The sequence below is a fragment of the Saccharopolyspora gloriosae genome (assembly GCF_022828475.1).
GTDB lineage: Bacteria > Actinomycetota > Actinomycetes > Mycobacteriales > Pseudonocardiaceae > Saccharopolyspora_C > Saccharopolyspora_C gloriosae_A.
Genome location: NZ_CP059557.1, coordinates 3202040 through 3228602, shown reverse-complemented (window position 1 = coordinate 3228602; position 26563 = coordinate 3202040). Strand labels below are relative to the sequence as shown.

Here is a 26563-nt window from a genome sequence, read left to right as displayed (position 1 = left end):
CTCCATCCGCGGCATGGACGCACTCCGACGATCGCGCGGCGTGGTCCGTCCGGCGGCGCACATCGCCGCAGGTGGCCGCTTCGAGGCGGTTTTGCGCCAGGCGGCGACGATCACCCTTGCCAGCCCCGGGCGCCCGAACCTAGGCTCCGGAAAGCGCTTACCAAGCTTCCATTCGACGAGCGCGGGACTGCTCCATCCGACCGGGGTGCGACGAGGCACCCTCGACATGATTGGCACCGTCCTCAATGGAATTATTCAGGGTGAACAATCCCCGATCCCGGCGCCGTGCACTGTTTCCGTTGCTGGCCGCCGCCCTGCTCCCGATCAGCTCGCCGCTGCCGAACGCGGCGGCGGCACCACCCGAGGCGAATCGAGCGGCCGTCAGCATCAGGTCCGGTGACGGCAACTTCGTCTCGTGGCGGCTGCTGGGCTCCGATCCCGCCGGGATCGCGTTCGACGTGTACCGCGACGGCACCGAGCTGACGACGAGCCCGCTGACCGGCTCCACCGGCTTCTTCGACGCGGGCGCACCGCCCGATGCCCGCTACACCGTGGTACCCGCGGACCCCGGCGGCTCGACGATGGCCGCATCGCAGGCACGGCCGTTCGACGCCGATCACCTCGACGTCCCGCTGCAGATCCCGGACGGCGGCACCACGCCCGACGGCACGGAGTACACCTACAGCGCCAACGACGTCAGCGTGGGCGACCTCAACGGCGACGGCGAGTACGAGTACGTCGTCAAGTGGGATCCGTCGAACTCCAAGGACAACTCGCAGAGCGGCTACACCGGCCATCAGATCGTCGACGCCTACCAGGCCGACGGCACCTTGCTGTGGCGGATCGACCTCGGACCCAACATCCGCGCCGGCGCGCACTACACCCAGTTCCAGGTCTACGACTACGACGGCGACGGCGGCTCCGAGGTCGCGATGAAGACCGCCGACGGCACCGTCGACGGCGCGGGAACCGCCATCGGCGACGCGGACGCCGATCATCGCGACGAGAACGGTTACGTGCTCGACGGCCCCGAATTCCTCACCATGTTCGACGGGGAGACCGGCGCGGCCCTGCACACCACCGACTACCTGCCGCCGCGCGGCACCGTGAGCGACTGGGGAGACGACACCGGCAACCGCGCGGACCGCTTCCTCGCCGCCACCGCGCAGATCGGCGACAAGCCCGCCCTGATCGAGGCGCGCGGCTACTACACCCGCACCGTGATCACCGCGTGGGACTTCAGCGGTGGCGAATTGGTTCCACTGTGGACGTTCGACAGCGACGAAGCGGGCGAGCAGTACGCCGGGCAGGGCAACCACAACCTGTCGGTGGCCGATGTGGACGGCGACGGCAGCGACGAGATCATCTACGGCTCGCTGGCCCTCGACGACGACGGCACGCCGCTGTGGAACACCGGCTACGGTCACGGCGACGCGCTGCACGTCGGCGCCTTCGCCCCGGACAACGAGGGGCTGGAGGTGTTCAAGGTCGACGAGAACTCCGACCAGCCCGGATCGTGGCTCGCGGACGCGGCCACCGGCGAGATCCTCTGGGAGACCGAACCGGCCGGGGACAACGGACGGGGCGTCGCCGGGGACATCTGGGCGGACAACCCAGGTGCCGAGTACTGGTCGGCCGCGGGCGACCAGTTGCTCAACTCCGCGGGCGAGGAGATCGGCCCCGCACCGGGCTCGATGAACTTCCTGGTCTGGTGGGACGGCGACGCGACCCGCGAGCTCCTCGACGACACGCACGTCGACAAGTACACGGGCGACGGCGAGCAACGCCTTCAGGACTTCGAGGGCGTCGCCTCGAACAACGGCACCAAGGCGACTCCGGCGCTGTCCGCTGATCTGCTGGGCGACTGGCGGGAAGAAGTCGTCTACCGCACCGAGGACAGCAGCGCGCTGCGGATCTTCAGCACGACGGAGCCGACCGAGCTGAGCCTGCCCAGCCTCATGGAGGACCGGCAGTACCGGCTGGCCGTCGCCTGGCAGAACACCGCCTACAACCAGCCGCCGCACCCGAGCTACGACCTCGGTGCCGACACCGCGACGCGCGGCGAGGCCGGGCCGCTGCCCTGACCCAGGTCAGGCCCGGCCGGGTCGCCGACCGCAGGGGTGCCGCGCGAGCACCAGAACGGGCCGTTCGCCCGCGAGATGAGCGAACGGCCCGTTCAGCGGCGCCGGAATCGGTGCCGTGGAACGAGAATCCGATCAGCCCCGGCTCGGCAAGGTGTCCGTGAAGGCCGTGAGCACGTCGGTGAGCACTTGACCGAACGATGTCTCGCCCCCGCGCTGGGCCAGTTCGGCGAACGCGAGCTGGGTCAGCGCCAGCAGCGACGTCGCGAGCGCCCGCGCTCTGAGGTCGTCGGCCGGCCATCCTTCGCGGCGGCAGATCATGTCGGTGACGAACCCGACGATCCGCTCGACCCTGCCGAGCAGCAATCCGAACAGCTTCGAGTCGGACGCGACCGCTCTCTCGAACAACCGGCGCTCGTCGCTCACCCCTTGCCGCTCGGAGAGCTCGGCCATGGCGGCGTGGACCGTGATCGCCAGATCCTCGTACAGCACACCGGTGGGGCCACCGCGTTCGAAAGCGTCGATCTCCGGCCCGGACGGGGGTTCGTCGGGTCCGAGCACCGCCGAGGTCTTGTCCGCGAGCAGGTTGAACAGGGTGCGGCGGCTCATGTCGGCCGCTTCGGCGAGGTCGGCCATCGTGAAACCGTCGAAGCCGTGCGCGATGACGAGCTCGCACGCCGCGCGCTGGATCAACGCCCGCCGCTCGTGCAACTTGCACTCTTTGGACATGGAGTGCATTGTTGCACTGTGGCCATGCAGAGTGCAACGGGAGGCCGATCGGACCCTTGCAGCACCCTCCGGCCGACGGCAACGAACCGGAACCACGAAGGGCGACCGAAGTTGAAGGCAGCAGAACCGACCCGCGTCGCACCGCTGGACTGGATCCGGGCGGCCGCCGTCAAGTTCGCCATCACCGCCTTCGCGCGGCCGCCCCGAATCGCGCTCACCGAGCGGACGATCGCCCAGCCCGAAGTCCTCCGCGTCCCCACCCGGCACGGCCCGGTCCGGTGCTTCATCCACCGCCCGCACCCGGACGCCCCGCTGGCGGCCGGCCGGCCACCCGTGCACATCAACATCCACGGCGGCGGCTTCATCATCACCAATCCGCGCCAGGACGACTTCTTCACCACCTACCTCGCGGCCGAGGTCGGCGCGGTCGTCGTCAACATCGACTACAGCACCGCCCCGCACGTCCGATTCCCGGTCGCAGAGCAACAGTGCTTCGACGTGCTGACCTGGGTCGCGCGCTCCGGCGACGCCATGGGCTGGGACGGCGATCGGATCAGCCTGGGCGGCGCGAGCGCGGGCGGCAAGCTCGCCTTATCGACCCTCCAGCTGGCACACCGGGCGGACGGGCCACCGGTCCGGGCCGCCGCGACGCTCGTCCCGATGGTCGACGCCACCATTGCCCCGCGTGACTACACGTCCGCACTGCCCGCGCCGCAGATCAACCCGCGCATCGTCCGGCTGATCAGGGACACCTACTTCGTCGACGCCGAACGCCGGACCGACCCGCTGGCGTCACCTCTGCTCGACCCCGACATCACGGCGGCGCTGCCGCCCCTGCTCGTGCTCAGCGCCGAGCACGACACGCTCACCCCGCAGATCGAGCGGTTCGTCGAACGCGTCGCGGCCGAAGGAGCAGCGGTGACGCACCGCGGCTTCGAGGGGTGCGACCACGGCTTCGCCGCACAGCCCGCCACCGGTGCCGCAGTGCTGCGCGAGTGCGTGGAGCTGGTCGCCGACCACATCCGAACCCACCTCACGACCACCCCGAACCCGACGTGAACCGCCGCCGAGGCGCTGGCCGGGAAAGCGATGTCGCGCAACGCCTTTCGGAGGTTCTGCACGAGCTCCGGCGGTAGCCGGGCGAAGTGGGCCGTCTGCATCGACCGGTCGGGCCGGTCACCGAAGCACCTCCCGCCGCAGCGGGTGCGCGCCGCGAATCCGGTGCCGCGGCACGAGGTCCTGTTCGGCTCGGACCTCCCTCATCCAGCCCGACCGGTGGCTGCGCGACTTCGACGGGCCGGAGATCAAGAACGAGGTTGCGACCGTTGATCTTCAAGGACAACGCGCTCGCGGTCCTCGGCCTCGGTCAGGCGGCCGCACGGACGCAGGCGGCCGTCCTCAACCCACGCGATCGTTGAATCGGGGTTCGATCGACGACGGCGGTACGAGGTTCCACTTCTCCAGTTCCTTGCGGACCTGTTCGGCGGCATCGATGTTGAGCGGCCCGGACGTCCAGAGCGCGTAGGGCAGGTTGAGGAACCGTCCCTCGGTGATGGCGCGGAGGCGGTTGATGCCCGGACGCGCCTTCAACATGGCCACCTTCTCCTGGAAGGTCTGCGGCGGGTAGTCGACGAACACGAAGGCATCGGGATCGGCCGCCGCGACCCGTTCCCACGACACCTTCGTCCAGGTGTCCCGGACGTCGTCGAGCGCGTTGCGGCCTCCCGCGGCGTCCACGATCGCCTGCGGGCCACCGAAGTTCCCGCTGGAGAACACCGTGTCGCTGGCGCTGTCGAACACGAAGATCGTCGGCGGCTCCGGCGCCTGGGGTGCGGCGCGCAGCGCATCGAGCCGGGTGCGCAGGTCGACGGTGATCTGATCGGCCTGCGCGGTGCGTCCGGTGATGGCGCCGAGGTTGGCCAGGTCCTCGTGCAGCGCCCGCCACGGCTCCACGACGCCGCGCGCGGAGCCGCCGCCGGGTTGCCTGCAGCTCTCGGTGAGCACGTACGGCGCGATGCCCAGCTTGCGCAGGGTGTCGGGGGTGAGCTGGTTCGCCTCGCTGTACCCGTAGTTCCAGCCCGCCACCATGACGTCCGGGCGTTGCGCGAGGACGGTTTCGCGCGAGGGCTTCTCCGGTGCACCGATCCGCAGTTCGTCGACCACGGGTCCGTAGTGGCGGCGCAACGTGTCGGCGTCCTGCTGCAGGCTGGACACCGCGGCGATCTGCTGCTCGGCGCCGAGGGCGAGCAGCATCGAGATCATGTTGCTGTCGTTGACGAACAGGCGTTGCGCGGGAGCGGGGAATTCCGCGGGAGCGCCGCAGTTGGAGACGGTCACCGAGGAGCCTTGCGATGTTCCCGGCGCGTTGGTACCGCAGGAAGCCAGCAAGGTCACCGCGGTGACGGAGATCAGTGCCCGGATACGTCGTCGCAAGATTCGTCCTCGGTAGGTGGATCGCCGATGAGCAGATGGGTCTTACCGGTGCGCGGATGCACCACGGGAGTCGCTTCGACGCCGAACACGTCGCGCACGACCTTCGGGGTCAGCGCCTCCTCCGGCGGACCGGCGGGTCGAGCCGTGCCGTCGTCGAGCACCAGGATCCGATCGCAGGTCGCGGCGGCGAGGCTCAAGTCGTGCAGGCTCAGGACGCAGGTCCGGTCGGAGGCGCGGACCATCCGCAGCAGCTGGAGCCGGTGGTGCACGTCGAGGTGGTTCGTCGGTTCGTCGAGCAGCAGCAGCGGAGTCCGCTGAGCGAATCCGCGAGCCAGCAGCACGCGCCGCCGTTCCCCGCCGGAGAGCCGATCCACCGGCCGATCCTCGAAACCCGACAGGTCCACCGAGTGCAGCGCGTCCGCGACGATCCGCCGTTCGGTGTCGCCGCCACCGGACCAGGGCGCGCGGTAAGGAGTGGTGCCGAGCGCGACGAACTCGCCGACCAGGAAGTCAGCGGGCAGGTCCTCTTCCTGCGGCACGAAAGCCACCCGTTGCGCACGCTGCCGGGCCGTCAACCCGTTCAGCGGCGCCCCGTCCACCAGCACTTCGCCGGTGGTGGGGCGGAGGATTCCCGCGAGCGCCCGCAGCAAGGTCGATTTGCCGGAGCCGTTCGGCCCGACGATGCCGATGGTCTCACCGGTGGCGGCGGTCAGGGACACGTCGGTGAGCACGGTGCGGCGGCCGAGCGAGCACCGCAGGCCCTGCGCCCGCAGCGGCGCGCTCACGACGCCCCGCCGTAGGAGTAGCGGCGCCGTCCCAGCAGGATCAGGAACACGGGTGCGCCGATCAGGCCGGAGACGACGCTGAGCGGAATCTCGGTGGGCCGCACCAGAACTCTCGTCGCGACGTCCACCCACAGCAGGAAGACGGCCCCGGCCAAGGCCGCCACCGGCAGCAGCGCGCGGTGGCGGGCACCGACGATCAGCCGTGCCACGTGCGGTACGACGAGACCGACGAATCCGATGCCACCGGAGACCGCGACCAGCACTCCGACGAGCACGGTGAGCCCGCCGAACAGCGCGATCCGCAAGCCCCGAACCGGAACGCCCAACGCGGCCGCGGTGTCCGGCCCGGTGGCGAGCGCGTCGAGCCAGCCGCTTCCGGCCAGCAGCGCGATCCCCGCCAGCAGCACCACGGTCGCCGGGAGCGCCAGCTGCGTCCAATCCGCCCCCGCGAGGCTTCCCAGCAGCCAGAACAGCACGGATTGCGCCGCCGCCGGGTCGGCGCTGCGGAACACCAGGAAGCTAGCGATGGACGAGAACGCGGAGCCCAGCACAGTTCCGATCAGCACCAGCCGCAGCGGGGTGAGTCCGCCCTGCGCGATGGCGATGGCGAACACCAGCAGCGACGAGCACAACGCCCCGGCCAGCGCGCCCGCCGACAACGCCCAGATCCCGGCCCCGGCGAACAGGCCGGTCGTGATCACCGCGGTGGCTCCGACACCGGCTCCGGACGACACGCCCAGCAGGTAGGGGTCGGCCAGCGGGTTGCGCACCAGCGTCTGCATGGCCGCTCCCGCCAGCGCCAGCCCCGCGCCCACGATGACCGCGAGCAGCGCACGCGGCAGGCGCAGGTTCCAGACGATCGTGTCGTAGACGAAGTCGGCGGGCACGGCACCGGTGAGCCTGCTGAGCAGCACATCGGCCACCTGGGCCTGCGGGAGCGATTCGGCGCCGAACGCCGTCGAGAGCCCGATGCTCACCGGCAGCAACGCCAGCAGGACGAGCGTGATCAGCGGTGTGCGCAGCGTCTGGAGCCGGCCGCGCGGGTGCGCAGCGGCCTTTCCGGGCGCGCTCTCCCGCTGCGGGCGAACGAGACGTGGCGGCACTGCGACGACCCTCCTCGGACTTGCGCGGCCCGGGTAGCGGCTGGTGCGACGGGGAGGGGGCTGGCTGCCGGGCACCTGTTCGGGTCCCCGGTCACAGTGGCGCGACCGCTCCGAAATCTCATCGGATTCCCTCATCCGTCACGTGTTCCGGACGATCGTAGACCGGAATGTCGATTTTCCGGAAAGAGATCGCTGTTGATCGGGTCACACGATGATTCCCGGCGAAGTCCTGAAACTCCCGAAGGTTCTGAGAAATCGTCGAATACGCGGCGAGAAACCAGGAACACAGTTCACCATCCGAATAGCGGCACCGTTTCACCGTCGCGGGCAATGAGCGCGTCATCCGCCGAACGCGGCTCCCCGCTGGTCGAGGCGCTTCACCTGGCCGGTGGGTCCTGCGAGTGAATCGATCGTCGCGGCCGACAGTCGGCGCCGCTCGTGGTCGAGATACCGGGGAACGTCCCCGATCAAGGAGAGCCACGTGCGAAGTGCCGTTCACCCGAACTGCGCCTGCGAGCGCGCCGACCGCCGCGCGAGTCCCGTCGCGATCATCGGAGCCGGCCCCAGCGGCCTGGCCGTCGCCGCCGAGCTCGGCCGCCGAGGTGTCCCCGCAACCGTCTTCGAGCGCTCCGGGCGGATCGGGGCGAGTTGGCGCGGGCACTACGACCACCTGCGACTGCACACCGTGCGGGCGCTCTCGGCACTGCCCGGCATGCGGATTCCGCGCGGTTGCGGGCGCTGGGTCGCGCGCGACGACCTGGTGCGATACCTGGAGGAATACACGCGCCACCACGACCTCGACGTCCGCCTGAACACTCCGGTCGACCGACTCCGGGCGATCGAGCGCGACGGGGTGGTGAGCTCCTGGCGACTCTGCTGCGGCAGCACCACCACGGTGGCGGACACCGTGATCGTGGCGACCGGGCTCAACCGCGCTCCGCACCTCCCGGCTTGGCCGGGGTTGGACGGCTTCTCCGGGTCGGCGGTCCATTCGGCGAACTACCGGAGTCCCGGACCGTACGAGGGCCGCTCAGTGCTCGTCGCCGGGGCGGGCAACAGCGGAGCGGAGATCGCGGTGGCCTTGGCCGACCGCGGAGCGGCCCGCGTCTGGTGGGCGGTGCGCACCCCGCCGAACATCGTGCCGACGTCATCCGATCGCCTGCAGCGGCTGGGGATCGCCGTCGACAAGCTGCCCACTTCCGCGGCGGACCTGCTGACCACGACGTTCGAGCGCATGTCCCTGCCGGATCTGACCGAGCACGGGCTGCCCCGTGCGCGCGAGGGCCTCTACACCCGCGCCCGCCGGGACGAGGTCAGTCCCGTGCACGACCGCGGTGTCGTCGATGCCGTCCGGCGACGGCGGGTGCAGCCGGTCGCGGCCGTGGCCGAGATCGATCGCGGTCAGGTGGTCCTGACCGACGGAACCCGGATCAGCCCGGACGACATCGTCGCCGCCACCGGTTACCGCTGCGGGCTGGAGCGGATGCTGGGACCCGCTCCGGTGTTGACCCCGCGCGGCACGCCCGTCGCACGCGGCGAGCACACCGCGCCGGAGGCGCCGAATCTGCACTTCGTCGGCTTCACCAACCATCCGAGCGGGCACTTGCGCTACGCCGGGCTGGAGGCGCGGGCCACCGCGAAGGCGATCAGCCGCCGACTCCGCCGCCCCGGTCTCCTGCCGGTCGAGCACGCTCCGGACTGCCCGTGCGCCACCGTTGCCGCCCGGATCGGCTGAACGTCCACGCCCGTTTCCCCGCGGCGGCAGCGGATCGCCCGGCGGACATCACTCCGCACGCGACCTAGCAGGCCCGACAACCGGAGCCGCGCCGGTGTCCGCGGCCCCCACAAGACCGCGGCGGGCACGGCCAACGGCACCACGACCGGCGCCTTGGCGGAGGTGGGAATGCTGGGCACGTGGGAGCCGCACACGTTCGTCACGGCGTGCACGACGCATGATCGCGCACGTGGTGAAGGGCACTCGGAACCGCAGCGAAAGGCCACTGCGGTTCCGCCACCCGCCCCACCGCTCAGATCATCCCGCCGGAGTCACGCGTCGGCGGGGACCAGACCTTCGGCGACGAGTCCTGCCTGCACGGCTTCGCCGAGCGCGGTGACGGCGCTCAGTGCCCGGACCATGACGGTGAACTCCGAGATCAGGCCGTGTTCGTCGAGCTGGATCAGGTCGATGCCGTGGATCTGCTTGCCGTTGACCGTCGCCCGGAAGATCAGCACGTGCGAGTCGGTGTCCTCACCCGCGTCGGTCTCCGCCTCGCCGCTGAGGGTGCCGACGTAGCGGAAGTCCTCGAACACACGGCGCAGCAGCACACCGAAGACGGCGAGCACCAGCTCCCGCCCTTCGAACGGCCGGTACTTGACGGGGCTGAAGAACAGCGGCGCGGCGGCGAAAAGCGGCTCCAGTGCGTCGGCGTCGCCTTGTTCCACTGCGGCGCGGAAGCGCTCGATGGTGTCCACCCGAACTCCTTGGTCAACGATGTGACTACTCAGAAAGTTGACTATAGTGTCGAGTCGGCCACCGCGGCCAGGGAGGAGTTCGGATGGCTCTGCGACATGCGGTGCTCGCGGCATTGCTGGACGGCGAGCGCAGCGGGTACCAGCTGGCCAAGGCGTTCGACGTCGGCATGGCCAACTTCTGGCACGCGCTGCCCCAGCAGCTCTACGCCGAGTTGGCGAAGCTGGAGAGGGAAGGGCTGATCGCGGGCCGCGAGGTCGTCCAGGAGGCCCGCCCGAACAAGCGCCTGTTCACCGTCACCGACGAGGGTTCGGCTGAGCTGCAACGATTCGCGGCCACCCCGTCGAAACCGTCGTTCATCCGCGACGACCTCCTGGTCAAGGTCGCGGCGGCCGACTCGGTCGACCCGGCCGAGCTGATCAGCCGGCTCGAGGAACGGGCGGCGTCCGCGCGAGCGAAGGTCGAGCTGTTCGACGGACTCCTGCGCACGATGCGCGGCGACCTCGACGAAGCGGACTTCTTGGCTCGCGCCGCCCGGATCGGTCCCTACCTGACGTGCCTGCGGGGACGGGTGTTCGAGGCCGAGAACCGCGACTGGTGCGAGCGCACCATCTCGGTCCTGCGCGCCAGGACGAGCGTCGACGCGCGGTGACGGCCCACCCGTCGAGGCGGGACGGCCGAGATCGACCTGGCCGTCGATGGTGGCGAAGGAGGACGAACCGAAGCTGTTTCAGTATCGTCGTTCGAGCTTCGTCTTGTCGGTACCGCCCAGCCGGACATCCGATCACCGAACCGCGAGGGAGCCCTGATCGTCATGGGAGCGCCGCAGTCGTCGACCGACGAGTTCGTCCGCGAGCCGCTCGGAGTGCAGGAGCGGATCACCGCGGACGGCTCCTCTCCGTGGCCGGTCGAAGCGAACCGGTACCGCCTGATCGCCGCGCGGGCGTGCCCGTGGGCGAACCGGGTGGTCATCGTCCGGCGACTGCTCGGCCTGGAACCGGTCATCTCGCTGGGCATCGCCGGTCCGCTGCACGACGAGCGCAGCTGGCGCTTCCACAACGACCCCGGTGGCGTCGATCCGGTGCTCGGAATCGAGTGGCTGCGCGAGGCCTACGAGAACGCGATCCCCGGCTACGACAAGGGCGTGACGGTGCCCGCCGTCGTTGAGGTCTCCAGCGGGAAAGTCGTCACCAACGCCTACCAGGACCTCGAATTCGACCTGGCTACGCAGTGGACGGCGCACCACCGCGAGGGCGCCCCGGACCTGTTCCCCGCCGAGCACCGCGACGAGATCGCGGAGGTCTCCGACCAGGTGTTCCACGACGTCAACAACGGCGTCTACAAATGCGGGTTCGCCAAGGCTCAGCAGGCCTACGAGAAGGCCTACGACGCTCTGTTCGCACGCCTGGACGCGTTGTCCGAGCGGCTCGCCGGGCAGCGGTACCTCGTCGGCGACACGATCACCGAGGCCGACGTGCGGCTGTGGGTCACGCTCGCCCGGTTCGACGCGGCCTACCACGGGCATTTCAAGTGCAACCGGTCGACGCTCGCCGCGATGCCCGTGCTCTGGGCGTACGCCCGCGATCTGTTCCAGACGCCGGGTTTCGGCGACACGATCGACTTCGAACAGATCAAACAGCACTACTACGGGGTTCACGCGGAGGTCAATCCGACCGGGATCGTGCCGAAGGGACCGGACGTCTCCGGCTGGCTCACCCCGCACGGCCGCGAACGGCTCGGCGGCCGCCCCTTCGGCGACGGCGCACCGCCGGGGCCGCCACCGGAATCGGAACGAGTGCCGCCACTGCCGAAGCCCGCGGATTCGCCATGAGCCGCGTCCCGCCGAAGCGTCCGAAGACCGCAACTGAGCCGATCCGCCGCTGAGGCAGCGGAGGTCATCGGACCAGACCGCTACCAGCGTCCGGGCGACACGGGCCGTGGCTCCACGACGAAAGGATCTTGATGAGCACGACCAGCGACCGGTCCGCCGCCACCGATCCCGACCGGCTGATCCAACGGCCACTGCCACCGGAAGTCCTGCTGCGCGGCGAGGACCCGTTCGCTCCGCCGCCGGGTTTGGACCGGCTGCACGCGCACGGACCGGTGTCGCAGGTGGAACTGCTCAACGGTGCGCGGATCTGGATGGTCACCGGCTTCGCCGAGTCGCGGGCGGTGCTCACCGACGACCGGTTCAGCGCGGACACCCACCGGCACCCGAACGCGATGCAGCTGACTCCGCACCAGGTGGCCGAGCAGCGCGCCACCGCGGCGGCGGGCCACGGCGGCTGCCCGGTGACCGATCGGCCACGCACCGACGGCAGGTTCATCTTCATGGACCCGCCCGAGCAGACCAGGTTGCGCCGACTGCTGGTCGGACAGTTCACCGTCCGTCGGATGCGCGCCTTGGAGGCCAGGGTCCGGGAGATCGCCGTGGAGCACATCGAGGCGATGCGCGCCGCCGGTTCGCGGGCCGACCTGGTGCCCGCGTTCGCGTTGCCGTTGCCGTCGCTGGTGATCTGCGAGCTGCTCGGCGTGGCCTACGCGGACCGGGCCGAGTTCCAGGAGCGCTCCGCGGTCGCGGTGAACCTCGACGCCGGCGACGAGGCACGGCTGCACGCGCAGGCCGGGCTGCACGAGTTCATGCGCGGCCTCGTCGCGGACAAGCGAGTGCACCCCACCGACGACCTGATCTCCGGCCTCGTGCACGGCGACGCGGATCCGCCGCTGACCGACCAGGAACTCGTCGACCTCTCCACGATGCTGCTCGGCGCAGGCCACGAGACCACCGCCAACATGCTCGCCCTCGGCACCTTCGCCCTGCTCGAACACCCGGAGCAGCTCGAGGCGCTGCGCGCGGATCCCGGCCGCATCGACACGGCGGTCGAGGAACTGCTGCGCTACCTGTCGGTCATCCACACCGGCCCGGTCCGGGTCGCCGTCGAAGACCTCGTCCTCGGCGAGATCACCATCCCGGCCGGGGACACCGTCATGATCTCGCTGCCCGCGGCGAACCGCGACCACGACCAGTGGACCGATCCCGCCGAACTCGACCTGAGTCGTACGCGCAACCACCACTTGGCCTTCGGCCACGGCGTGCACCAGTGCCTCGGGCAGCAGCTCGCCCGCGTCGAGCTGCGCATCGGCCTGTCCGAACTGCTCGCCCGGCTGCCCGGCCTGCGGCTCGACGCCGCAGCCGACGAGATCGGGCTGCGCACCGGGATGATCGTGTACGGCGTGCACTCGCTTCCGGTGTCCTGGGACTAACGCGAGCGATCCACCGGATGCGCCGCAAGGGCGGCGGCCACGCCCGCGTGCGCGTGGCCGCCGAACGGGTGCGACGCCACACCTGAACAGACCCGTCCCGAACGGCGAGCAGGAGCAACGATTTCGACGTCACTTTCCCGAAAGGGCAAAGTGGCGGGCAGTCATGTGCTATTCGCGTTCCGCGCCCCGAACGCCGCATACGATTGATCGCACCACGGTTATCTTCACTGGTGTGAAGGGGAACGCATAGTGCGCTACAGCGTCGGCATCGATCTCGGAACTTCGTTCACCTCAGCCGCGATCAGCGGGCCGAACGGCACCCGAATGGTGCAGATGTCCCCGGGGATGATCGTCCCGTCGGTCGCCTACCCCGCTCCTGGCGGCGCGCTGCTGACCGGCGAGCGAGCGCTGCGTTCCGTCGCCGACCCGAAGCTGGTCGCACGCAACTTCAAACGCCGCCTCGGCGATCCGACCTCGGTGATGCTCGGCGGTTCGGGCTACTCCCCCGCCGCTCTGATGGCCGCGCAACTGCGCGACGTGCTCGCCGCCGTGCACTCCATCGCAGGCGGTCCGCCCGATTCGGTCGTGCTGACGCACCCGGCGATCTGGGGTCCGTACCGGCGCGAACACTTCACCGAAGTCCCCCGGCTGGCTGTCGTGAAGGACTTCGACCTCATCACCGAGCCCGAAGCGGCCGCGACCCACTACTCCAGCGAGCGCAGGCTCGGCGATGGCGAGGTGGTCGCCGTCTACGACCTCGGCGGCGGCACGTTCGACACCACCATCCTGCGGATGCGGTCCGGACGGATGGAGATTCTCGGTACACCGGAAGGAATCGAGCACCTGGGCGGCATCGATTTCGACGAGGTGCTGACGGCCCACATCGACGAGCGCCTCGACGGAGCGATCAGCGAACTGGACGCGGCCGACCCGCAGACGGCCGCCGCGCTCACCAGGATCCAGGCGTTGTGCGTGCACGCCAAGGAGGAGCTGTCCGCCGAACCGGACGTGCGGCTGTCCGTCCCGCTGCCCTCCGGGCCACGCGAGGTCACCATCACGCGCGTGGAATTCAACGAGATGATCAGGCCCTCGGTGCAGCTGACCATCGAAGCCCTGCACCGCACCACGGCCTCGGCGGGCCTGCGCGTCGAGGACCTGTCGGCGATCCTGCTGGCCGGCGGCTCGTCCCGCGTCCCGCTGGTGGCCCAAATGGTCGGGCAGGAGTTCAACAAGCCGGTGCGGGGGACGCTGCATCCGAAGTTCACCGTCGCCCTCGGCGCCGCCCTCATCTCCGCACGCCCCCGGCCCGCCGCCGCACCGCCTCCCGCTGTCGTCCCCGCCGCCGAGCCGGCCGCCGTCGAGCCGGCCGCCGATGAACCCACGACCCGGATGAAGGTCCCGTTGCGGGCGTCCCCACGCCGAAAGTGGCTCGTACCGACGATCGCAGCGGCCGCGGTGCTCGTCGTCGGGGCGGCCGTCGCGCTGTTCGCCACCGCAGGTTCCGGGGCGCCGAGCGGCCCGTTACCGCTCTACGACGGCAACGCCGTGGAACCGTTCAGCGGATACATCGGTTCCGACACCTCCTGGAGCGGCACCGCCCTGTCCCCGACCGGCGCCGACCACCCGCCGCACATCTCGGCCACCCCCGACCCGGGCGACGACGGCCTGCGAGTGGCCTGGACCGACGACAAGCCCGCACAGGTCTACCTGCAGACCGGCAACCCCGAGGCATCGATCGACCTGACGTCCTACGCGGACCACGGGGGCGCGCTGGTCTTCGACACGACGCTGCACGCACCGCCGACGGACGGCTACACGAAGATCGCGATGCACTGCCACCACCCGTGCGCCGCCGAACTCCCGGCCACGGACCTGTTCGGCGACCTGCCGGTGCAACAGCGGACCACCATGAAGATCCCGCTGTCCTGCTTCACCTCGGCCGGCCTGGACCCGAAGCAGGTCAACACCCCGTTCCTGATCTACTCCCAACGGCGCATGGACATCACGCTGTCCGACGTCCGGGTCGAGCCCGGCGCAGCGGAGGACGCCGACGCCACCCCCTGCACCGGACTGCGCTGACCCACCGCGACCGACGTCGTCAAGCGGGACCGAAGTTCCAGATGGCCCGTTCGGCGACGTTCCCCCGCGAGGTGCTGAGACGACCGTTCGCGCTGATGTCGACCTCGCCCGTGTCCGGAAGATCCGGGTCGGTGAGCACCTCCACGACGTAAGGCTTCCCCCCGCTGACCACCTGAACCGCCTTGGACAGCGCCTGCTCCAGGTCCGTCGCGGATTCGATCAAGCAGCCGTCGACGCCGAATCCCGCTGCCAGATCCACGAACGACAGCTGGGGATCTCCGTCGAGTTCGAGGTACTCGGTCGCCCCGCTCGGGTCCCAGTCGTAGGACTTGCGCAGCACGTCCAATCCGACCCGGAGCGTCTTGTACTGCTTGTTGTTCGTGATCAGGTACAGCACCGGGAGCTGGAACTTGACCGCGGTCCACCACGTGTTCAGGTAGAACAGCGCCGATCCGTCTCCCACCGCGTTGACCACGAGGGGCCGCTTGCCCTCCGATGTCTCGCCACCGGCCCCGAACACCGCGTCCGCGACACCGAGGCTGGCGGGCATCGAGTACCCCAGCGAGCCGCCTTCGGATGACATGTAGCTGCTCGGAGCGTCGAAGGACAGTCCCTGCTGGAAATCCGCGGTGTCCGAGCAGGCTTCGTTGATCAGCCGGATCGAGTGGTCCCGCAGAGCCGCGTTGAGCGCGTCCACGAGCGTCGCCGCAGCGATGCCCTGGTCCGGGATCTCCTTCGCCCGCTGCTGGAACTCTCCCGCGAGTTCCCGATCCTCTTGCGCCAACTCGTCGTTGAGGGCGTCCACATGCCCCGCGTCGTACCGGGGATGGGTCTTGATCGCCGCGGTGATCTTGGGCAATGCGTCCTTGATGTCGCCCAGCGGCGCCGCGGCCCCGTAGTGGTTCTTGCCGATCTGCCACGGATCGTTGTGCAGGTAGACCTGGGTCAGATGCGCGGGGATCAACGGGCCGTCGTCCCAGTTGTAGATCACCAGCTGCGCCTGCGCGTTGAACCCGCACAAGAAGACGGTGTCCCGCACGGTCTCCGAGTCCTTCCGCCCCAGAACCTGCCTGACCTGCTGCTGAACGCTCGGCAGCTCGCCGCGCGCATGGGCCAGGTGGTGGGGGTAGTTGAGGTAGCTGCTGAGCTGCTCGTTGTACACCGGTGCGCCGATGGCCGTCGCCAGGTCCTGCAGTTCGCGCCACGCCCCGGCTTCGCCGACGCCGTCACCGGCGACGATGATCGGATTCCGCGACCTGGCCAGGAAATCGGCGGCCTTGTCCAGTTCGGAAGGCTGCGCGTGGAAATCCCCGGCGATCCGGGTGAAACGTCCCCGCTGCGGATCGGCGCCCTGCTCCAGCAGGAACTGCCAAGGGATCGACAGGAAGACCGGCCCCATCGGTGGGGTGAGCGCGGTTTTCAGCGCGCGCTGCATGGCCATGCCGATCTCGTTGGGGCCGCGGACCTCGTAGGCCCACTTGGTGTACTGCTGGGCGACCTGAACCAGGTCCGACCCCAGCAACGGTTCCTGGATGAGGAGGTTGCTGTGCTGCTGTCCGCACAACACCACCAGCGGGATGTTCGACCGGAACGCGTTGAAGAGGTTGCCGAGCGCGTGACCGACCCCCGGGGTGACGTGCAACCCGACCACACCGGGCACCACGTCGCCGGTGCCGGTCCGCCGGTGTCTCGCATATCCCATCGCGGCGCCGAGGGCGATGTTCTCGTGCAGGCAGGGCACGTACTTGACGCGGTTCTCCGGAACGTCGGTGCCGTCGATGAGCGGGATCTCGTTGGTCCCGGGCACCCCGTAAAGCCGGTCCACACCCGCGGTCTTGAGATAGTCGAAGATGATGTCCCGACCCATCCGGGAGTTGTTCTCCTGGTCGATCGGAAGCCACTGAGCGGACTGTTCGTGATCGATTTCGGTCACCTTGTTCTCCTCCTCGAGAATCGAGTCGTGAGCCCCGGTGGTGCAGTGAGGCACTGCGACGGCAGGTGGCTTTTCCGTTGCGGCGCCGAAGGAATCCCCCGCGTCGGCGCCGCTTCCGCAGCTGCCCGTCGGGGTGTGCTCGGGTGCGGCCGGAACGCCGGGCGAGTTCAGCGATCATCGGCACGCTTCGTCTCCCCGCGACGGTCGCTCGCCGTGTCGGCCCCCGACCCGCCCACGCAGGCCGAAGATCCACCTGGCAGCGAAGATTCGAAGATAACAGGACGTTGCGAAGCTGTAAGCCGAATGGAAAGAAACGGCGATCGAGGTCCCCGCGGGCAATCGCCGACGCGACATTGATCGTTGCGCGTTGTGGAACTCATCGGCCGGCGCCGGTTGTAGCCTGGGGCCGTGGACAAAAGGATCGACGGGCTCTCGCCTCGGCAACAAGATCTCGTACGAACGTGGCTGCCCGCTGCGGAGGTCGTCGTCGACCACAGCTGGGGTCTGGTCGGCACGACCGTGCTCGAACTCCGGCACAACGGGGAGCACTACATCCTCAAGGCCGGCGGCGACGACGATCATCACATCGCTCGGGAGATCAGGGCGCACCACAACTGGTTGCGGCCCTGGACCGCCCTCGGCCGGGCGCCGGAGGTCCTCCGAACCGATGCCGCGGCGAAGCTGCTCGTGACCCGGTACCTGCCCGGAAGACTCGTCGAGGGCACCGACGCCGAGCACCAGCCGGAGACCTACCGGCAGGCAGGCGAACTGCTCGCGCGCTTGCACGATCAGGAGGGCTGCGACGACGCCGGGTTCGAGGCGCGGGCGCAGGAGAAGTCGTTGCGGTGGCTGGACGAGCCCCATCGGATCGCCCCCGATGTCGCCGCCCGGCTCCGTTCCGTCGTGGAATCGTGGCCGGCACCACCGAGCAGGCTGGTACCGACGCACGGTGACTGGCAGCCCCGCAACTGGCTGATGTGCGGGGCAACGGTGAGTGCGATCGATTTCGGCCGCGCCGATCTGCGTCCGGCGTTCACCGACTTGGCTCGGCTCTCGGCACAGCAGTTCCGGGCGCACGCCGCGCTCGAGGCCGCGTTCTTCGAGGGCTATGGCACGGATCCGCGGGAATCGGCGGCATGGCGGCGCAACCAGATCCGCGAAGCCATCGGTACCGCGGTCTGGGCTCACCGAGTCGGCGACGAACGATTCGAGCGGCAGGGTCATCAGATGATCATCGACGCGCTCGCCGATGAGTGAGGCGGACACGAGCCGGACCTGTGGAGGGCTGACCGCCGGGAACCGGGTCGCACCGCCGGCCGCCGAGGCGGCGTCGGTGACCCGCGCATGCTGGGACGCCGGTGGATGCCACTCCCGCGCTGACAACGACCAGGACGGCGAACTCGGTCGGACTCGCCCACCAGCGGATGCGATCAGCACGAATCGGCGCAGCAGGCGATCCGTCGCAGGTCTCGACCGCCGCCGTGCGGTGTCGTCGCCATTCGAGACACCTCTGACGCGACCGGCGAGACCGTGGCGAGTCCGGCGCGCTAGATCTCCGCGAGCGCCCGGGCCGGTGCTTCGATGCAGTCGGCGATGAAGCGGAGGAATCCGCCTGCCGTGCCGCCGTCGCAGACGCGGTGGTCGAAGGCCAAGGTGAGCGGGCAGATGGATCGGCCGACGAGTTCGCCGTCGACGATCCACGGGCGTTCGATGATCCGCCCGATGCCCAGGATGCCCGCCTCGGGATGGTTGATGATCGCCGCCGAGCCGTCGACGCCGAAGACCCCGTAGTTGTTGATGGTGAAGGTGCTCCCGGTGAGCTGAGCAGGCTGCAACGTGCCCGCGCGTCCTGCCTCGGTCCGCACGGCGATGGCCTCGGATAGCCGGCGGGCCGACAGCTCGCCTGCGTCCTTGATGACCGGGACGAGCAGCCCCCGGTCGGTTTGAGCCGCCACGCCGAGGTGGACCGGACCGCGCAGCACGATCTCGTCGCCGTCCACCCGGGAGTTCAGTTCGGGGAACTTCTTGAGCGCGGACACGGTGAATCGCGCGATCAGCGACAACAGGGACACCCGCTGATCCGGGGCGTGGTCGTTGATCTCCTTGCGGAGGGCGGCCAGTTCGGTGGCGTCGGCGTCGACCCAGACCGTGGCTTCCGGGATCTCGCGGCGCGAGAGCGTCATCTTGTCCGCTACGGCCTTTCGCCGCCCGCGCAACGGGATGCGGCGGTCGCCGACCTCGGCGCTGCGCGCGTCGATGCGAGTCGGCTCATCGTCGGGTGCCGTCGTGGACTTCGGTGGCGTCATTGACTCCGGTGCGGTCGTGGGCTCCGGTGGCGTCGTTGATTCCGGTGCCGTCGTGGACTCCGGCTCGGTCGTGGGTGACGGTGCGGCAGCGCAGGCCGCGTCGACGTCGGCTCGGCGCACGATGCCGTCTTCCCCGCTGCCCCTGATCCGGGTGACGTCCAATCCTCGTTCGCGCGCGAGCCGGCGCACCAGCGGCGAGATGACCGCGGACACCTGGTTCACGTCCGCTTCGCGACTTCGCCCGGCGGGTGCGGCCGCCGTTGTCGCCGTACGGCCGTTGCGGCGGCCCCGCCTGCGGCGCGGGGTGGTGGAGGTGCCGTATCCGACCAGCACGTTGCCGCTGCCATCGTGATGCGACGGCTCGCGACCGGTGACGACGCCGGGTTCGTCCCAGCCCGCCGACGGGTTCGATCCCTCGCCGGTGACCGGCTGGTCGATCCTGAGCAGGGGCGCACCGACTTCGAGGGTGGCCCCCGGTTCGCCGTGCAATGCCGCGACGGTTCCGGCGAACGGTGCCGGCACCTCCACGGCGGCCTTGGCGGTCTCCACCTCGACCACCACCTGATCAACCGCGATCTCGTCGCCCACTGAGACGTGCCACGCCACGATGTCAGCCTCGGTGAGGCCTTCGCCGAGATCGGGCAGCAGGAAATCAGGCATGGTGGCGCGCTCCTTGCACCGCGCCGACGGGCAGCGCGACTTGGTCGTCCCACTGCAACCGGTCGATCGCGTCCAGAATGCGGTCGACTCCGGGCAGGTGGTGCTTTTCCAGCTTCGGCGCGGGATAAGGGATGTCGAAGCCGGACACCCGGGTGACGGGGGCGTGCAGGTGGTGGAAGCACTGTTCGCTGACCCGAGCCGCGACCTCGGCACCGTAACCGCAGAAGCGGGCGGCCTCGTGCACGACGACCGCACGACCGGTGCGGCGCACCGAGGCGGTCACGGTCTCGTCATCGAACGGTGCGAGGCTGCGCAGGTCGATGACCTCCACGTCGTAGCCTTCCTCCGTCGCCGCCTCGGCCGTCGCCAGCGCAGTGGCCACCATCGGGCCGTAAGCGATCAGCGAGACGTCCGTGCCGGGACGCCGCACCACGGCCCGGTCCAAAGCGGGAGAACCGCGTTCGAAGGACACTGCTTCCCTTGCCCAGTAACGGCTCTTCGGCTCCAAGAAGATCACCGGGTCAGGGCACTCGATCGCATCGCGCAGCAGGTCATACCCGTCCTGCGGGGTCGCGGGCGTCACCACCCGCAGGCCCGGGGTGTGGGTGTAGTAGACCTCGCTCGAATCGCAGTGGTGCTCCACTCCCCCGATACCGCCGCCGTAGGGGATCCGGATCACCATGGGCAGCCGGACCCGCCCGCGCGTGCGGTTCGCCAGCTTCGCCACGTGCGAGGTGATCTGCTCGAAGGCCGGGTAGGCGAACGCGTCGAACTGCATTTCCACCACCGGCCGGAACCCGCCCATGGCCATGCCGACGGCGAACCCGACGATCCCGGCCTCGGCCAGCGGGGTGTCGAAGCACCGCTGTTCGCCGAAATCGCGGCTCAGCCCGTCGGTCACCCGGAACACGCCGCCCAGCGGGCCGACGTCCTCGCCGAAGACCAGCACGGCGTCGTCTTCCTCCAGCGCATCGCGCATGGCGGCGTTGAGCGCTTGAGCCATCGTGGACGGTGCCATGTCAGTTCTCCTGCTCGGCGAGTTCGGCGGCCAGGAACGCGCGCTGCGCGGCGAGTTGCCGGGTCGGCTCGGCGTAGACGTGATCGAACAGGTGCAGCGGGTCGACCACCGGCTCTTGATTCATCCGCGCGCGGACCGCGACCGCGAACTCCTCCGCGGCGGCGGACGCCGCTTCCACATCCGCGTCGGTGAGCTCTCCCTTGTCGCGCAGGTACGTTTCCAGCCGGGCGAGCGGATCGGCCGCACGCCACCGCGCGACCTCGTCGTCGGTGCGGTAGCGGGTGGCGTCGTCGGCGTTGGTGTGCGCATCGATCCGGTAGGTGTGGGCCTCGACCAGAGTCGGACCGTCGCCGGCTCGTGCGCGGGCCATGGCCTTGTCCAGTACCGACAGCACCGCCACGAGGTCGTTGCCGTCGACCTGTTCGGACGGCACGCCGTAACCCACGCCCTTGTAGGCGAGCGCGGGCGCGGCCGTCTGCTTCTCCAGCGGCACCGAGATCGCATACCGGTTGTTCTGCACCAGGAACACCACCGGCGCCCGGAACACGGCTGCGAAGTTGAGCGCCTCGTGGAAATCGCCCTCACTGGTGCCGCCGTCGCCGGTGAAGGCCAGCACCACTTCGCCACCGCCGTTGCGGCGCAGCGCCGTCGCCAGTCCCGCCGCGTGCGGAGTCTGCGTGGCCAGCGGCGTGCACTGCGGCGCCACCCGCACCTGCGACGGGTCGTAACCGCAATGCCACCCGCCCCGCAGCAGTTCCAGCACCTCGGCCGGGTCGAGGCCGTGCGCCACCAGCGCCATCGAGTCCCGGTACGTCGGGAACAACCAATCGCCCGGTTCCATCGCGAGCCCGCCACCGATCTGGCAGGCCTCTTGCCCAGCGCCGACGGATACACCGCCAACCGCCCTTGCCGTACCAGCGCCGCGGCCTGCTGGTCGAAACGCCGCCCCAGCACCATCCGGCGGTAGGCGCGCGACAACCGCTGCGTCGACGGTTCCGCGTACCCGGCCGGTGTTCCGACGGCCGCACCGTCTTCGGCCACGAACCGCACCGGATCCGCCGTCGGAAGCATCTGCTGCGCGTCCATGGACCAGCCTCACTTTGCGGCGCCAATTGACAGAACGAGCCTGCTACGCGGCGTCCGGTAGTTCAACGACTCAGAGATTTCGAGGTCGGTCGGCCCCATAATGGGGCTCATGCAGAACCACATGTCCGCGAGTGAGGCCGGAAATCGCCGTCCGACGGGACGATCGGCGAGCGAATTGGACGAGGTGGACTACGCGATCCTCGAAGCCCTCTCGGCGGACGGGCGTGCTTCGGTCCGAACACTGGCCGAGCGGTTGCACATCTCCCGGAGCAACGCGCACAACCGGCTCGCCCGCCTGCGCGACGAGGGAGTCCTCACCGGGTTCACGGCCTCCATCGACCCGCACCGCGCCGGGCTCGGCACCAGCGCGTACGTGCTGCTGACCGTGGAACAGCCGTCTTGGCGGGACATGACCGGCGCGCTGCGCGACATCCCTTACGTCGAGCACATCGCCCTCGTCTCCGGCGAGTTCGACGTGCTGGTGCTCGTTCGGGCTCCGGACAACGCCACCTTGAGGGACGTCGTCCTCGAACGCATCCAGGCCATCGACAGCGTCCGCGCCACCCACACCTGGCTCATCTTCGAGGAATCCGCGGGGTCGCACTCGCCCTGGAGCACGTCGTGAGCAAGCCGCGCGCTCCGTCGATCCGGAGTCGGGCAAGTCGTTGCGCCGCAACCGCTCCACGGCAACGTTGCTCCATTGTGGACCGTCATTCGCTCACGATTCGCCACCCGGGTGCCGTTCGCGCCACCCGGCGGTGTACTCGTCAAGAAGCATCTCCAGCCGGCGGGCCATGAACCGGTAGTACTCGAGCATCTCCCGGGCACGTGCCCGCTGGGGTGCGGGCAGGTGTTCGGTGCGGGTCCGGGCGTCCTCTGCCAGCGCGAGCAACCGCATCGTCTGGTCGAGCTGGTGCCGCAGGCAACCGACCCAAGCGTCCTCGCGCCACTGGAAGACGAAGTGCCGGGTCCCCGGCTGCTTGAATCGCGCGACGGTTCCGCCGTCGACCAGCAAGCGGGTCGTTTCGGAGACCGAGCCCTTGCTGGCATCCAGCGCCCGCTGCAACTGCGCCGACGTCATGGGCTCTTCGTTCAGCATCAGCACGCCCGCGGCCCGCCCGGCCATCCGAGGCCATCCCATCACGGCACCGATGTGGCGTCCGAAGTCCTCGATGAGCGGGCCGTCGACGTCGTTCTCAGCAGGCACCGTCCGGGCCTCCGTTCACAAAACAATGACCGTTCACTATTGACTGAACTTTCAGCTCGAACCACGATACCCAGCAAGCGCGACCCGAGGCCCACCAGAGACGCGGTCGCTCACATCAGCAGCGGAGGCCGCCATGGCATCACAGGGCTGGGATCTGATCGTCGTGGGCGCGGGGTCGTCGGGCGCGGCCCTGGCGGCTCGCTGCGCCGAGCGCGGCAAACGCGTGCTGTTGCTGGAAGCCGGTCCCGACCACCGGTCCGCGCAGACGCCGGAGGTGTGGCGAAGCCCGAACCCGGCACGCGCGCTGGCCGATCCGACGGCCACCGCCGAGGTGGTGTGGGCGGGCTTGCACGCCACCCGGACCGAGCGGCAAGCGCCGGCGCCGTACTGGCGCGGCAGAGGGGCGGGCGGCAGCTCGGCGATCAACGGCCAGATCGCGATCCGTCCCCCGATGGACGACTTCGACGAATGGGTGCGCTGGGGCGCCGCGGGCTGGTCGCCGGATGAGGTGCTGCCGTACTTCGCGAAACTGGAAGACGACGAACAATTCGGCCACCTGCCGTACCACGGCCAGGATGGTCCGACGCCGATCCACCGGACGCCGTCCGCCGAGTGGGGCGCCGTTGATGCCGCGCTCTCCAGCGCCGCGCTGTCGGCCGGGTACCCGTGGGCCGCAGACGTGAACGCACCCGGAGCCACCGGTGTGTCGCCGTATCCGATCAACTCCCGGGCCGGTCGCCGGATCTCGGTCAACGACGCTTACCTGGAACCGGCGCGGGCGCGGGCGAATCTGACGGTTCGGGAGATGCGCTCGTTGATCGCGTCGCGTTCTCCGGTGACCGCGCCGTCGGGGTCCACGTCGTCGGAACGGGCGGACGGAGCATCGAATACGCCGACGAGATCGCGCTGTGCGCGGGAGCGATCCACTCTCCCACGATCTTGTTGCGGTCCGGAGTGGGACCCGCCGCGCAGCTGAACGCGCTGGGAATCGACGTGCGCGCGGAGCTACCGGTCGGCCAGGGCTTGCAGGACCATCCCATCGCGCTGGTCACGCTCGCGCTGACGGACGACGCCACCGTGCGCACGCCGGACGCCCGGCACACCAACGTGTGCGTCCGCTACACCGGCGGCGGCGCGGACGGCAACGACATGCTGCTCACCTCGCTGAACCAGAACGTCCTGTCGATGGCGGGCGCCGACGCCGGCTCGGGCGCGTTCGGAGTGTGGGTGAACCAGACCTATTCGCGCGGGGCGGTGACCCTGAGCTCGGCCGACCCCACCACGCAACCGGACGTCGCCGAGCGAATGCTCTCCGACGACCGGGATCTGTCCCGGCTGCGCGACGGCGTGCGCACGCTCATCGAACTGGCAGAGCACGCCGACACCGCCGCGATCACCGCGAAACCACCGGCGCAGAGCAACGAGGCGTTGTTCGCCGCGCTCGACGACGATGCGGCACTGGACGCCCACCTGCTGGCCACGGCGGGGGACGCGCAGCACGGCACCAGCACCTGCCGGATGGGCGCACCGGGAGACCCGGACACCGTGGTTGATCCGTCCTGCCGTGTGCTCGGACTCGACAACCTGCGGGTGATCGACGCCTCGATCTTCCCCGCCGTACCCAGGGCCAACACCAACCTCACCGCGATCATGGCGGGCGAGCTGATGGCCGACCGGCTCGACTGACGCGGTTCCCAGGAGGCACACGCCATGAGCACGAACCTCATCAACGGCGCCCGGCAGGCGTCGTGACCGGCAGTCGCAAGGACGCCATCGCGAAGCGGATCGACGCGGCCGAACAGGACCTGCTCGGCCTGTCCCACCGCATCCACGCCCACCCCGAACTCGGCTACCAGGAGACCCGAGCCAGCACCTGGGTCGCCGAAGCGCTGGGCAACGCCGGGTACACCGTGACCCACGGCTGTTACGAGCTGCCCACCGCGGTGCACGCCACCATCGGTTCCGGTCCGCTGCACGTCGGGATCTGCGCCGAGTACGACGCCCTGCCCGACATCGGGCACGCCTGCGGGCACAACATCATCGCCGCAGCGGCGGTCGGCGCGGCGATCGGCTTGGCCGAACACGTTGACGCCCTCGGGCTGACGGTGACCGTCCTCGGCACGCCCGCCGAGGAGGGCGGCGGCGGCAAGGTGTGGATGCTCGACCGCGGCGCCTTCGACGGCCTCGACGCCGCGATGATGGTGCATCCGGCGGCGACCGAAGCGGCGGCGATGCCGGGCATGGCCGTTTCCCAGTTCGACGTCACCTACCGAGGCAGATCGGCGCACGCCGGATCCCACCCGCACCTGGGCATCAACGCCGCCGATGCCATGACCGTCGCGCAGGTCGCGATCGGCCTGCTGCGCCAGCAAACCGCTGCGAGCGACCGCATCCAAGGCATCGTCACGGAGGCCGGAACCGCCGCCAACATCATCCCCGACACCAGTGGCGGCAACTGGATCGTGCGCTCCGACTCCGCGCAGAACCTGGCCGCGCTCAAGGCGCGCGTGCAACGCTGCTTCGAAGCGGGAGCGCACGCCACCGGCAGCACGCTGACCATGACACCGCGCGGCCCCGACTACGCGGACCTGCGCCCGGACCTCGCGATGCTCGAGTCGTACCGCGCCAACGCCGAATCCCTCGGCCGCAGGTTCCCCGCGGAAGCTCCCGCAGTCGGTGCGGCGACCGACATGGGCAACGTCTCCCACCGCGTACCGGTCATCCACCCGATGCTGGGGCTGGACTGCCTGCCCGCGGTCAACCACCAACCCGAGTTCACGGCCGCCTGCGTCACCCCGGCCGCGGACCGAGCCGTCCTCGACGGGGCCACCGCGATGGCCTGGACGGCGGCCGACCTCGCTGTCCTTTCAGGACGGACTGCGTAGCCGGTCGCTCAGCGCCCCCCTCGCCGTGCGATCGATTTCTGATGCATGGCACCCGCACTGACCGCTCGATGTCGTTCGGCATCCACAATTTCGTCCACAATGGATAGCTCAGGACGCCCTGCCCGGGTGGTTTTCAGGGGCCGCGTCACGCGGAGGTGCCGAACAACGAGGTCTCGATGTGCACGATGACCTCGCCCGCGATCACCTCCACTTCGTAGGTGCGCAGCGATTCCGTCGCCGGGCCGCAGAGCGGCTCGCCGGTGCGCACGTCGAACTGCGACCGGTGCAGCGGGCACCTCACCGACGTACCCTCTACGCGGCCCTCGCTGAGCAACGCGAAGGCGTGCGTGCACAGGTCCTCCACGGCGTAGACGGTGCCGTCCAGGTTGAAGATCGCGATCGCGGGAAAGGCGATGCGCAACTTGCGCGCCGTGCCCGGCGGGAGCTCCTGCAAGCTGCAGGCCCGCACCCGGTGAGTGGCCCGTCCCATCGACCACGTCCCTCCCTGTGCGCTCGCGGATGCG

Annotated in this window: 21 protein-coding genes and 2 pseudogenes; 12 read left to right on the top strand and 11 right to left on the bottom strand. The window is 69.8% G+C overall.

Going from position 1 to position 26563, the window contains the following annotated elements; all coding sequences use genetic code 11:
- Positions 1-260: 260 nt before the first annotated feature.
- Positions 261-2084, top strand: a complete 1824-nt coding sequence (locus H2Q94_RS13790) for a rhamnogalacturonan lyase (RefSeq protein WP_243795182.1) — start codon at positions 261-263, stop codon at positions 2082-2084.
- 132 nt (positions 2085-2216) lie between these two features.
- On the opposite strand, the gene H2Q94_RS13785 is transcribed toward H2Q94_RS13790, so the two are convergent.
- On the bottom strand, positions 2217-2810 hold the full coding sequence (locus H2Q94_RS13785) for a TetR/AcrR family transcriptional regulator (RefSeq protein ID WP_243795181.1): 594 nt from the start codon (positions 2808-2810) through the stop codon (positions 2217-2219).
- Between the two features lie 111 nt (positions 2811-2921).
- On the opposite strand from H2Q94_RS13785, the gene H2Q94_RS13780 reads away from it, so the two are divergent.
- Positions 2922-3869, top strand: coding sequence for an alpha/beta hydrolase (locus H2Q94_RS13780; protein ID WP_243795180.1), 948 nt, complete (start codon positions 2922-2924; stop codon positions 3867-3869).
- A gap of 339 nt (positions 3870-4208) precedes the next feature.
- Here H2Q94_RS13780 and H2Q94_RS13770 read toward each other — a convergent pair whose 3' ends face one another.
- Genes H2Q94_RS13770 through H2Q94_RS13760 form a run of 3 tightly spaced genes read right to left on the bottom strand, consistent with a single transcriptional unit; the run spans position 4209 to position 7131 of the window.
- The gene (locus tag H2Q94_RS13770; RefSeq protein ID WP_243795179.1) at positions 4209-5243 is read right to left on the bottom strand and encodes an ABC transporter substrate-binding protein; all 1035 of its coding nucleotides are present in this window, start codon (positions 5241-5243) and stop codon (positions 4209-4211) included.
- The gene (locus tag H2Q94_RS13765; protein WP_243795178.1) at positions 5219-6028 is read right to left on the bottom strand and encodes an ABC transporter ATP-binding protein; all 810 of its coding nucleotides are present in this window, start codon (positions 6026-6028) and stop codon (positions 5219-5221) included. Before H2Q94_RS13765 ends, H2Q94_RS13770 begins: the two co-directional genes overlap by 25 nt.
- On the bottom strand, positions 6025-7131 hold the full coding sequence (locus H2Q94_RS13760; protein ID WP_243795177.1) for a FecCD family ABC transporter permease: 1107 nt from the start codon (positions 7129-7131) through the stop codon (positions 6025-6027). Before H2Q94_RS13760 ends, H2Q94_RS13765 begins: the two co-directional genes overlap by 4 nt.
- Before the next feature lie 481 nt (positions 7132-7612).
- On the opposite strand from H2Q94_RS13760, the gene H2Q94_RS13755 reads away from it, so the two are divergent.
- Positions 7613-8866 carry a flavin-containing monooxygenase gene (locus H2Q94_RS13755; protein ID WP_243795175.1) on the top strand — a complete coding sequence of 418 codons (1254 nt, stop codon included), beginning with the start codon at positions 7613-7615 and terminating at the stop codon, positions 8864-8866.
- 311 nt (positions 8867-9177) lie between these two features.
- Here H2Q94_RS13755 and H2Q94_RS13750 read toward each other — a convergent pair whose 3' ends face one another.
- On the bottom strand, positions 9178-9603 hold the full coding sequence (locus tag H2Q94_RS13750; RefSeq protein WP_243795173.1) for a nuclear transport factor 2-like protein: 426 nt from the start codon (positions 9601-9603) through the stop codon (positions 9178-9180).
- A gap of 83 nt (positions 9604-9686) precedes the next feature.
- Between H2Q94_RS13750 and H2Q94_RS13745 the strand changes: the two genes are divergently transcribed.
- The 4 genes from H2Q94_RS13745 to H2Q94_RS13730 all read left to right on the top strand — a co-directional run bounded on the left by H2Q94_RS13745 (position 9687) and on the right by H2Q94_RS13730 (position 14944).
- Positions 9687-10253 carry a PadR family transcriptional regulator gene (locus H2Q94_RS13745; RefSeq protein WP_243795171.1) on the top strand — a complete coding sequence of 189 codons (567 nt, stop codon included), beginning with the start codon at positions 9687-9689 and terminating at the stop codon, positions 10251-10253.
- Positions 10254-10415: 162 nt separating this feature from the next.
- On the top strand, positions 10416-11432 hold the full coding sequence (locus H2Q94_RS13740; protein ID WP_243795168.1) for a glutathione S-transferase family protein: 1017 nt from the start codon (positions 10416-10418) through the stop codon (positions 11430-11432).
- A gap of 131 nt (positions 11433-11563) precedes the next feature.
- Positions 11564-12865: a cytochrome P450 gene (locus H2Q94_RS13735; RefSeq protein WP_243795165.1), complete on the top strand. Its 1302-nt coding sequence runs from the start codon at positions 11564-11566 to the stop codon at positions 12863-12865.
- Positions 12866-13114: 249 nt separating this feature from the next.
- Positions 13115-14944 (top strand): Hsp70 family protein, encoded by a 1830-nt coding sequence (locus H2Q94_RS13730; RefSeq protein ID WP_243795163.1) that lies wholly within the window; start codon positions 13115-13117, stop codon positions 14942-14944.
- A 19-nt stretch (positions 14945-14963) separates the two neighbouring features.
- Here the strand turns inward: H2Q94_RS13730 and H2Q94_RS13725 are convergent, their stop codons facing one another.
- Positions 14964-16877, bottom strand: coding sequence for a thiamine pyrophosphate-binding protein (locus tag H2Q94_RS13725; protein ID WP_243795162.1), 1914 nt, complete (start codon positions 16875-16877; stop codon positions 14964-14966).
- 408 nt (positions 16878-17285) lie between these two features.
- On the opposite strand from H2Q94_RS13725, the gene H2Q94_RS13720 reads away from it, so the two are divergent.
- Positions 17286-18134: a phosphotransferase gene (locus H2Q94_RS13720; RefSeq protein WP_243795161.1), complete on the top strand. Its 849-nt coding sequence runs from the start codon at positions 17286-17288 to the stop codon at positions 18132-18134.
- A 290-nt stretch (positions 18135-18424) separates the two neighbouring features.
- Here the strand turns inward: H2Q94_RS13720 and H2Q94_RS13715 are convergent, their stop codons facing one another.
- From H2Q94_RS13715 to pdhA, 3 genes and pseudogenes are all read right to left on the bottom strand, one after another.
- The gene (locus H2Q94_RS13715) at positions 18425-19843 is read right to left on the bottom strand and encodes a dihydrolipoamide acetyltransferase family protein (protein WP_243795160.1); all 1419 of its coding nucleotides are present in this window, start codon (positions 19841-19843) and stop codon (positions 18425-18427) included.
- Positions 19836-20861 carry an alpha-ketoacid dehydrogenase subunit beta gene (locus tag H2Q94_RS13710; RefSeq protein WP_243795159.1) on the bottom strand — a complete coding sequence of 342 codons (1026 nt, stop codon included), beginning with the start codon at positions 20859-20861 and terminating at the stop codon, positions 19836-19838. The genes H2Q94_RS13715 and H2Q94_RS13710 overlap by 8 nt, the downstream gene beginning before the upstream one ends.
- A gap of 1 nt (position 20862) precedes the next feature.
- Positions 20863-21947 (bottom strand): annotated as a pseudogene (gene pdhA / locus H2Q94_RS13705) (pyruvate dehydrogenase (acetyl-transferring) E1 component subunit alpha).
- 109 nt (positions 21948-22056) lie between these two features.
- Between pdhA and H2Q94_RS13700 the strand changes: the two are divergent.
- A complete protein-coding gene (locus H2Q94_RS13700) occupies positions 22057-22572 on the top strand; it encodes an Lrp/AsnC family transcriptional regulator (RefSeq protein ID WP_243795158.1) in 516 nt (171 codons plus the stop codon).
- A gap of 93 nt (positions 22573-22665) precedes the next feature.
- Here the strand turns inward: H2Q94_RS13700 and H2Q94_RS13695 are convergent, their stop codons facing one another.
- On the bottom strand, positions 22666-23154 hold the full coding sequence (locus tag H2Q94_RS13695; protein ID WP_243795156.1) for a GbsR/MarR family transcriptional regulator: 489 nt from the start codon (positions 23152-23154) through the stop codon (positions 22666-22668).
- 133 nt (positions 23155-23287) lie between these two features.
- On the opposite strand from H2Q94_RS13695, the pseudogene H2Q94_RS13690 reads away from it, so the two are divergent.
- The 3 genes and pseudogenes from H2Q94_RS13690 to H2Q94_RS13680 all read left to right on the top strand — a co-directional run.
- Positions 23288-23896 (top strand): annotated as a pseudogene (locus tag H2Q94_RS13690) (GMC family oxidoreductase N-terminal domain-containing protein); the annotation flags it as partial.
- Positions 23821-24840: a GMC oxidoreductase gene (locus H2Q94_RS30515; protein ID WP_258718697.1), complete on the top strand. Its 1020-nt coding sequence runs from the start codon at positions 23821-23823 to the stop codon at positions 24838-24840. The pseudogene H2Q94_RS13690 and the gene H2Q94_RS30515, both read left to right, overlap by 76 nt.
- Positions 24841-24902: 62 nt before the next feature.
- Positions 24903-26039 carry an amidohydrolase gene (locus H2Q94_RS13680; protein ID WP_243795153.1) on the top strand — a complete coding sequence of 379 codons (1137 nt, stop codon included), beginning with the start codon at positions 24903-24905 and terminating at the stop codon, positions 26037-26039.
- A 145-nt stretch (positions 26040-26184) separates the two neighbouring features.
- On the opposite strand, the gene H2Q94_RS13675 is transcribed toward H2Q94_RS13680, so the two are convergent.
- Complete coding sequence (locus tag H2Q94_RS13675) at positions 26185-26529, bottom strand: bifunctional 3-phenylpropionate/cinnamic acid dioxygenase ferredoxin subunit (protein ID WP_243795151.1); 345 nt, start codon at positions 26527-26529, stop codon at positions 26185-26187.
- Positions 26530-26563 lie beyond the last annotated feature (34 nt).

Excerpts from the sequence above, each read along its gene's own strand:
- H2Q94_RS13785 (WP_243795181.1), bottom strand. The coding sequence starts at position 2,810 with ATGTCCAAAGAGTGCAAGTTGCACGAGCGGCGGGCGTTGATCCAGCGC.
- H2Q94_RS13745 (WP_243795171.1), top strand. The coding sequence starts at position 9,687 with ATGGCTCTGCGACATGCGGTGCTCGCGGCATTGCTGGACGGCGAGCGC.
- H2Q94_RS13740 (WP_243795168.1), top strand. The coding sequence starts at position 10,416 with ATGGGAGCGCCGCAGTCGTCGACCGACGAGTTCGTCCGCGAGCCGCTC.
- H2Q94_RS13735 (WP_243795165.1), top strand. The coding sequence starts at position 11,564 with ATGAGCACGACCAGCGACCGGTCCGCCGCCACCGATCCCGACCGGCTG.
- H2Q94_RS13715 (WP_243795160.1), bottom strand. The coding sequence starts at position 19,843 with ATGCCTGATTTCCTGCTGCCCGATCTCGGCGAAGGCCTCACCGAGGCT.
- H2Q94_RS13710 (WP_243795159.1), bottom strand. The coding sequence starts at position 20,861 with ATGGCACCGTCCACGATGGCTCAAGCGCTCAACGCCGCCATGCGCGAT.
- H2Q94_RS13700 (WP_243795158.1), top strand. The coding sequence starts at position 22,057 with ATGCAGAACCACATGTCCGCGAGTGAGGCCGGAAATCGCCGTCCGACG.
- H2Q94_RS13675 (WP_243795151.1), bottom strand. The coding sequence starts at position 26,529 with ATGGGACGGGCCACTCACCGGGTGCGGGCCTGCAGCTTGCAGGAGCTC.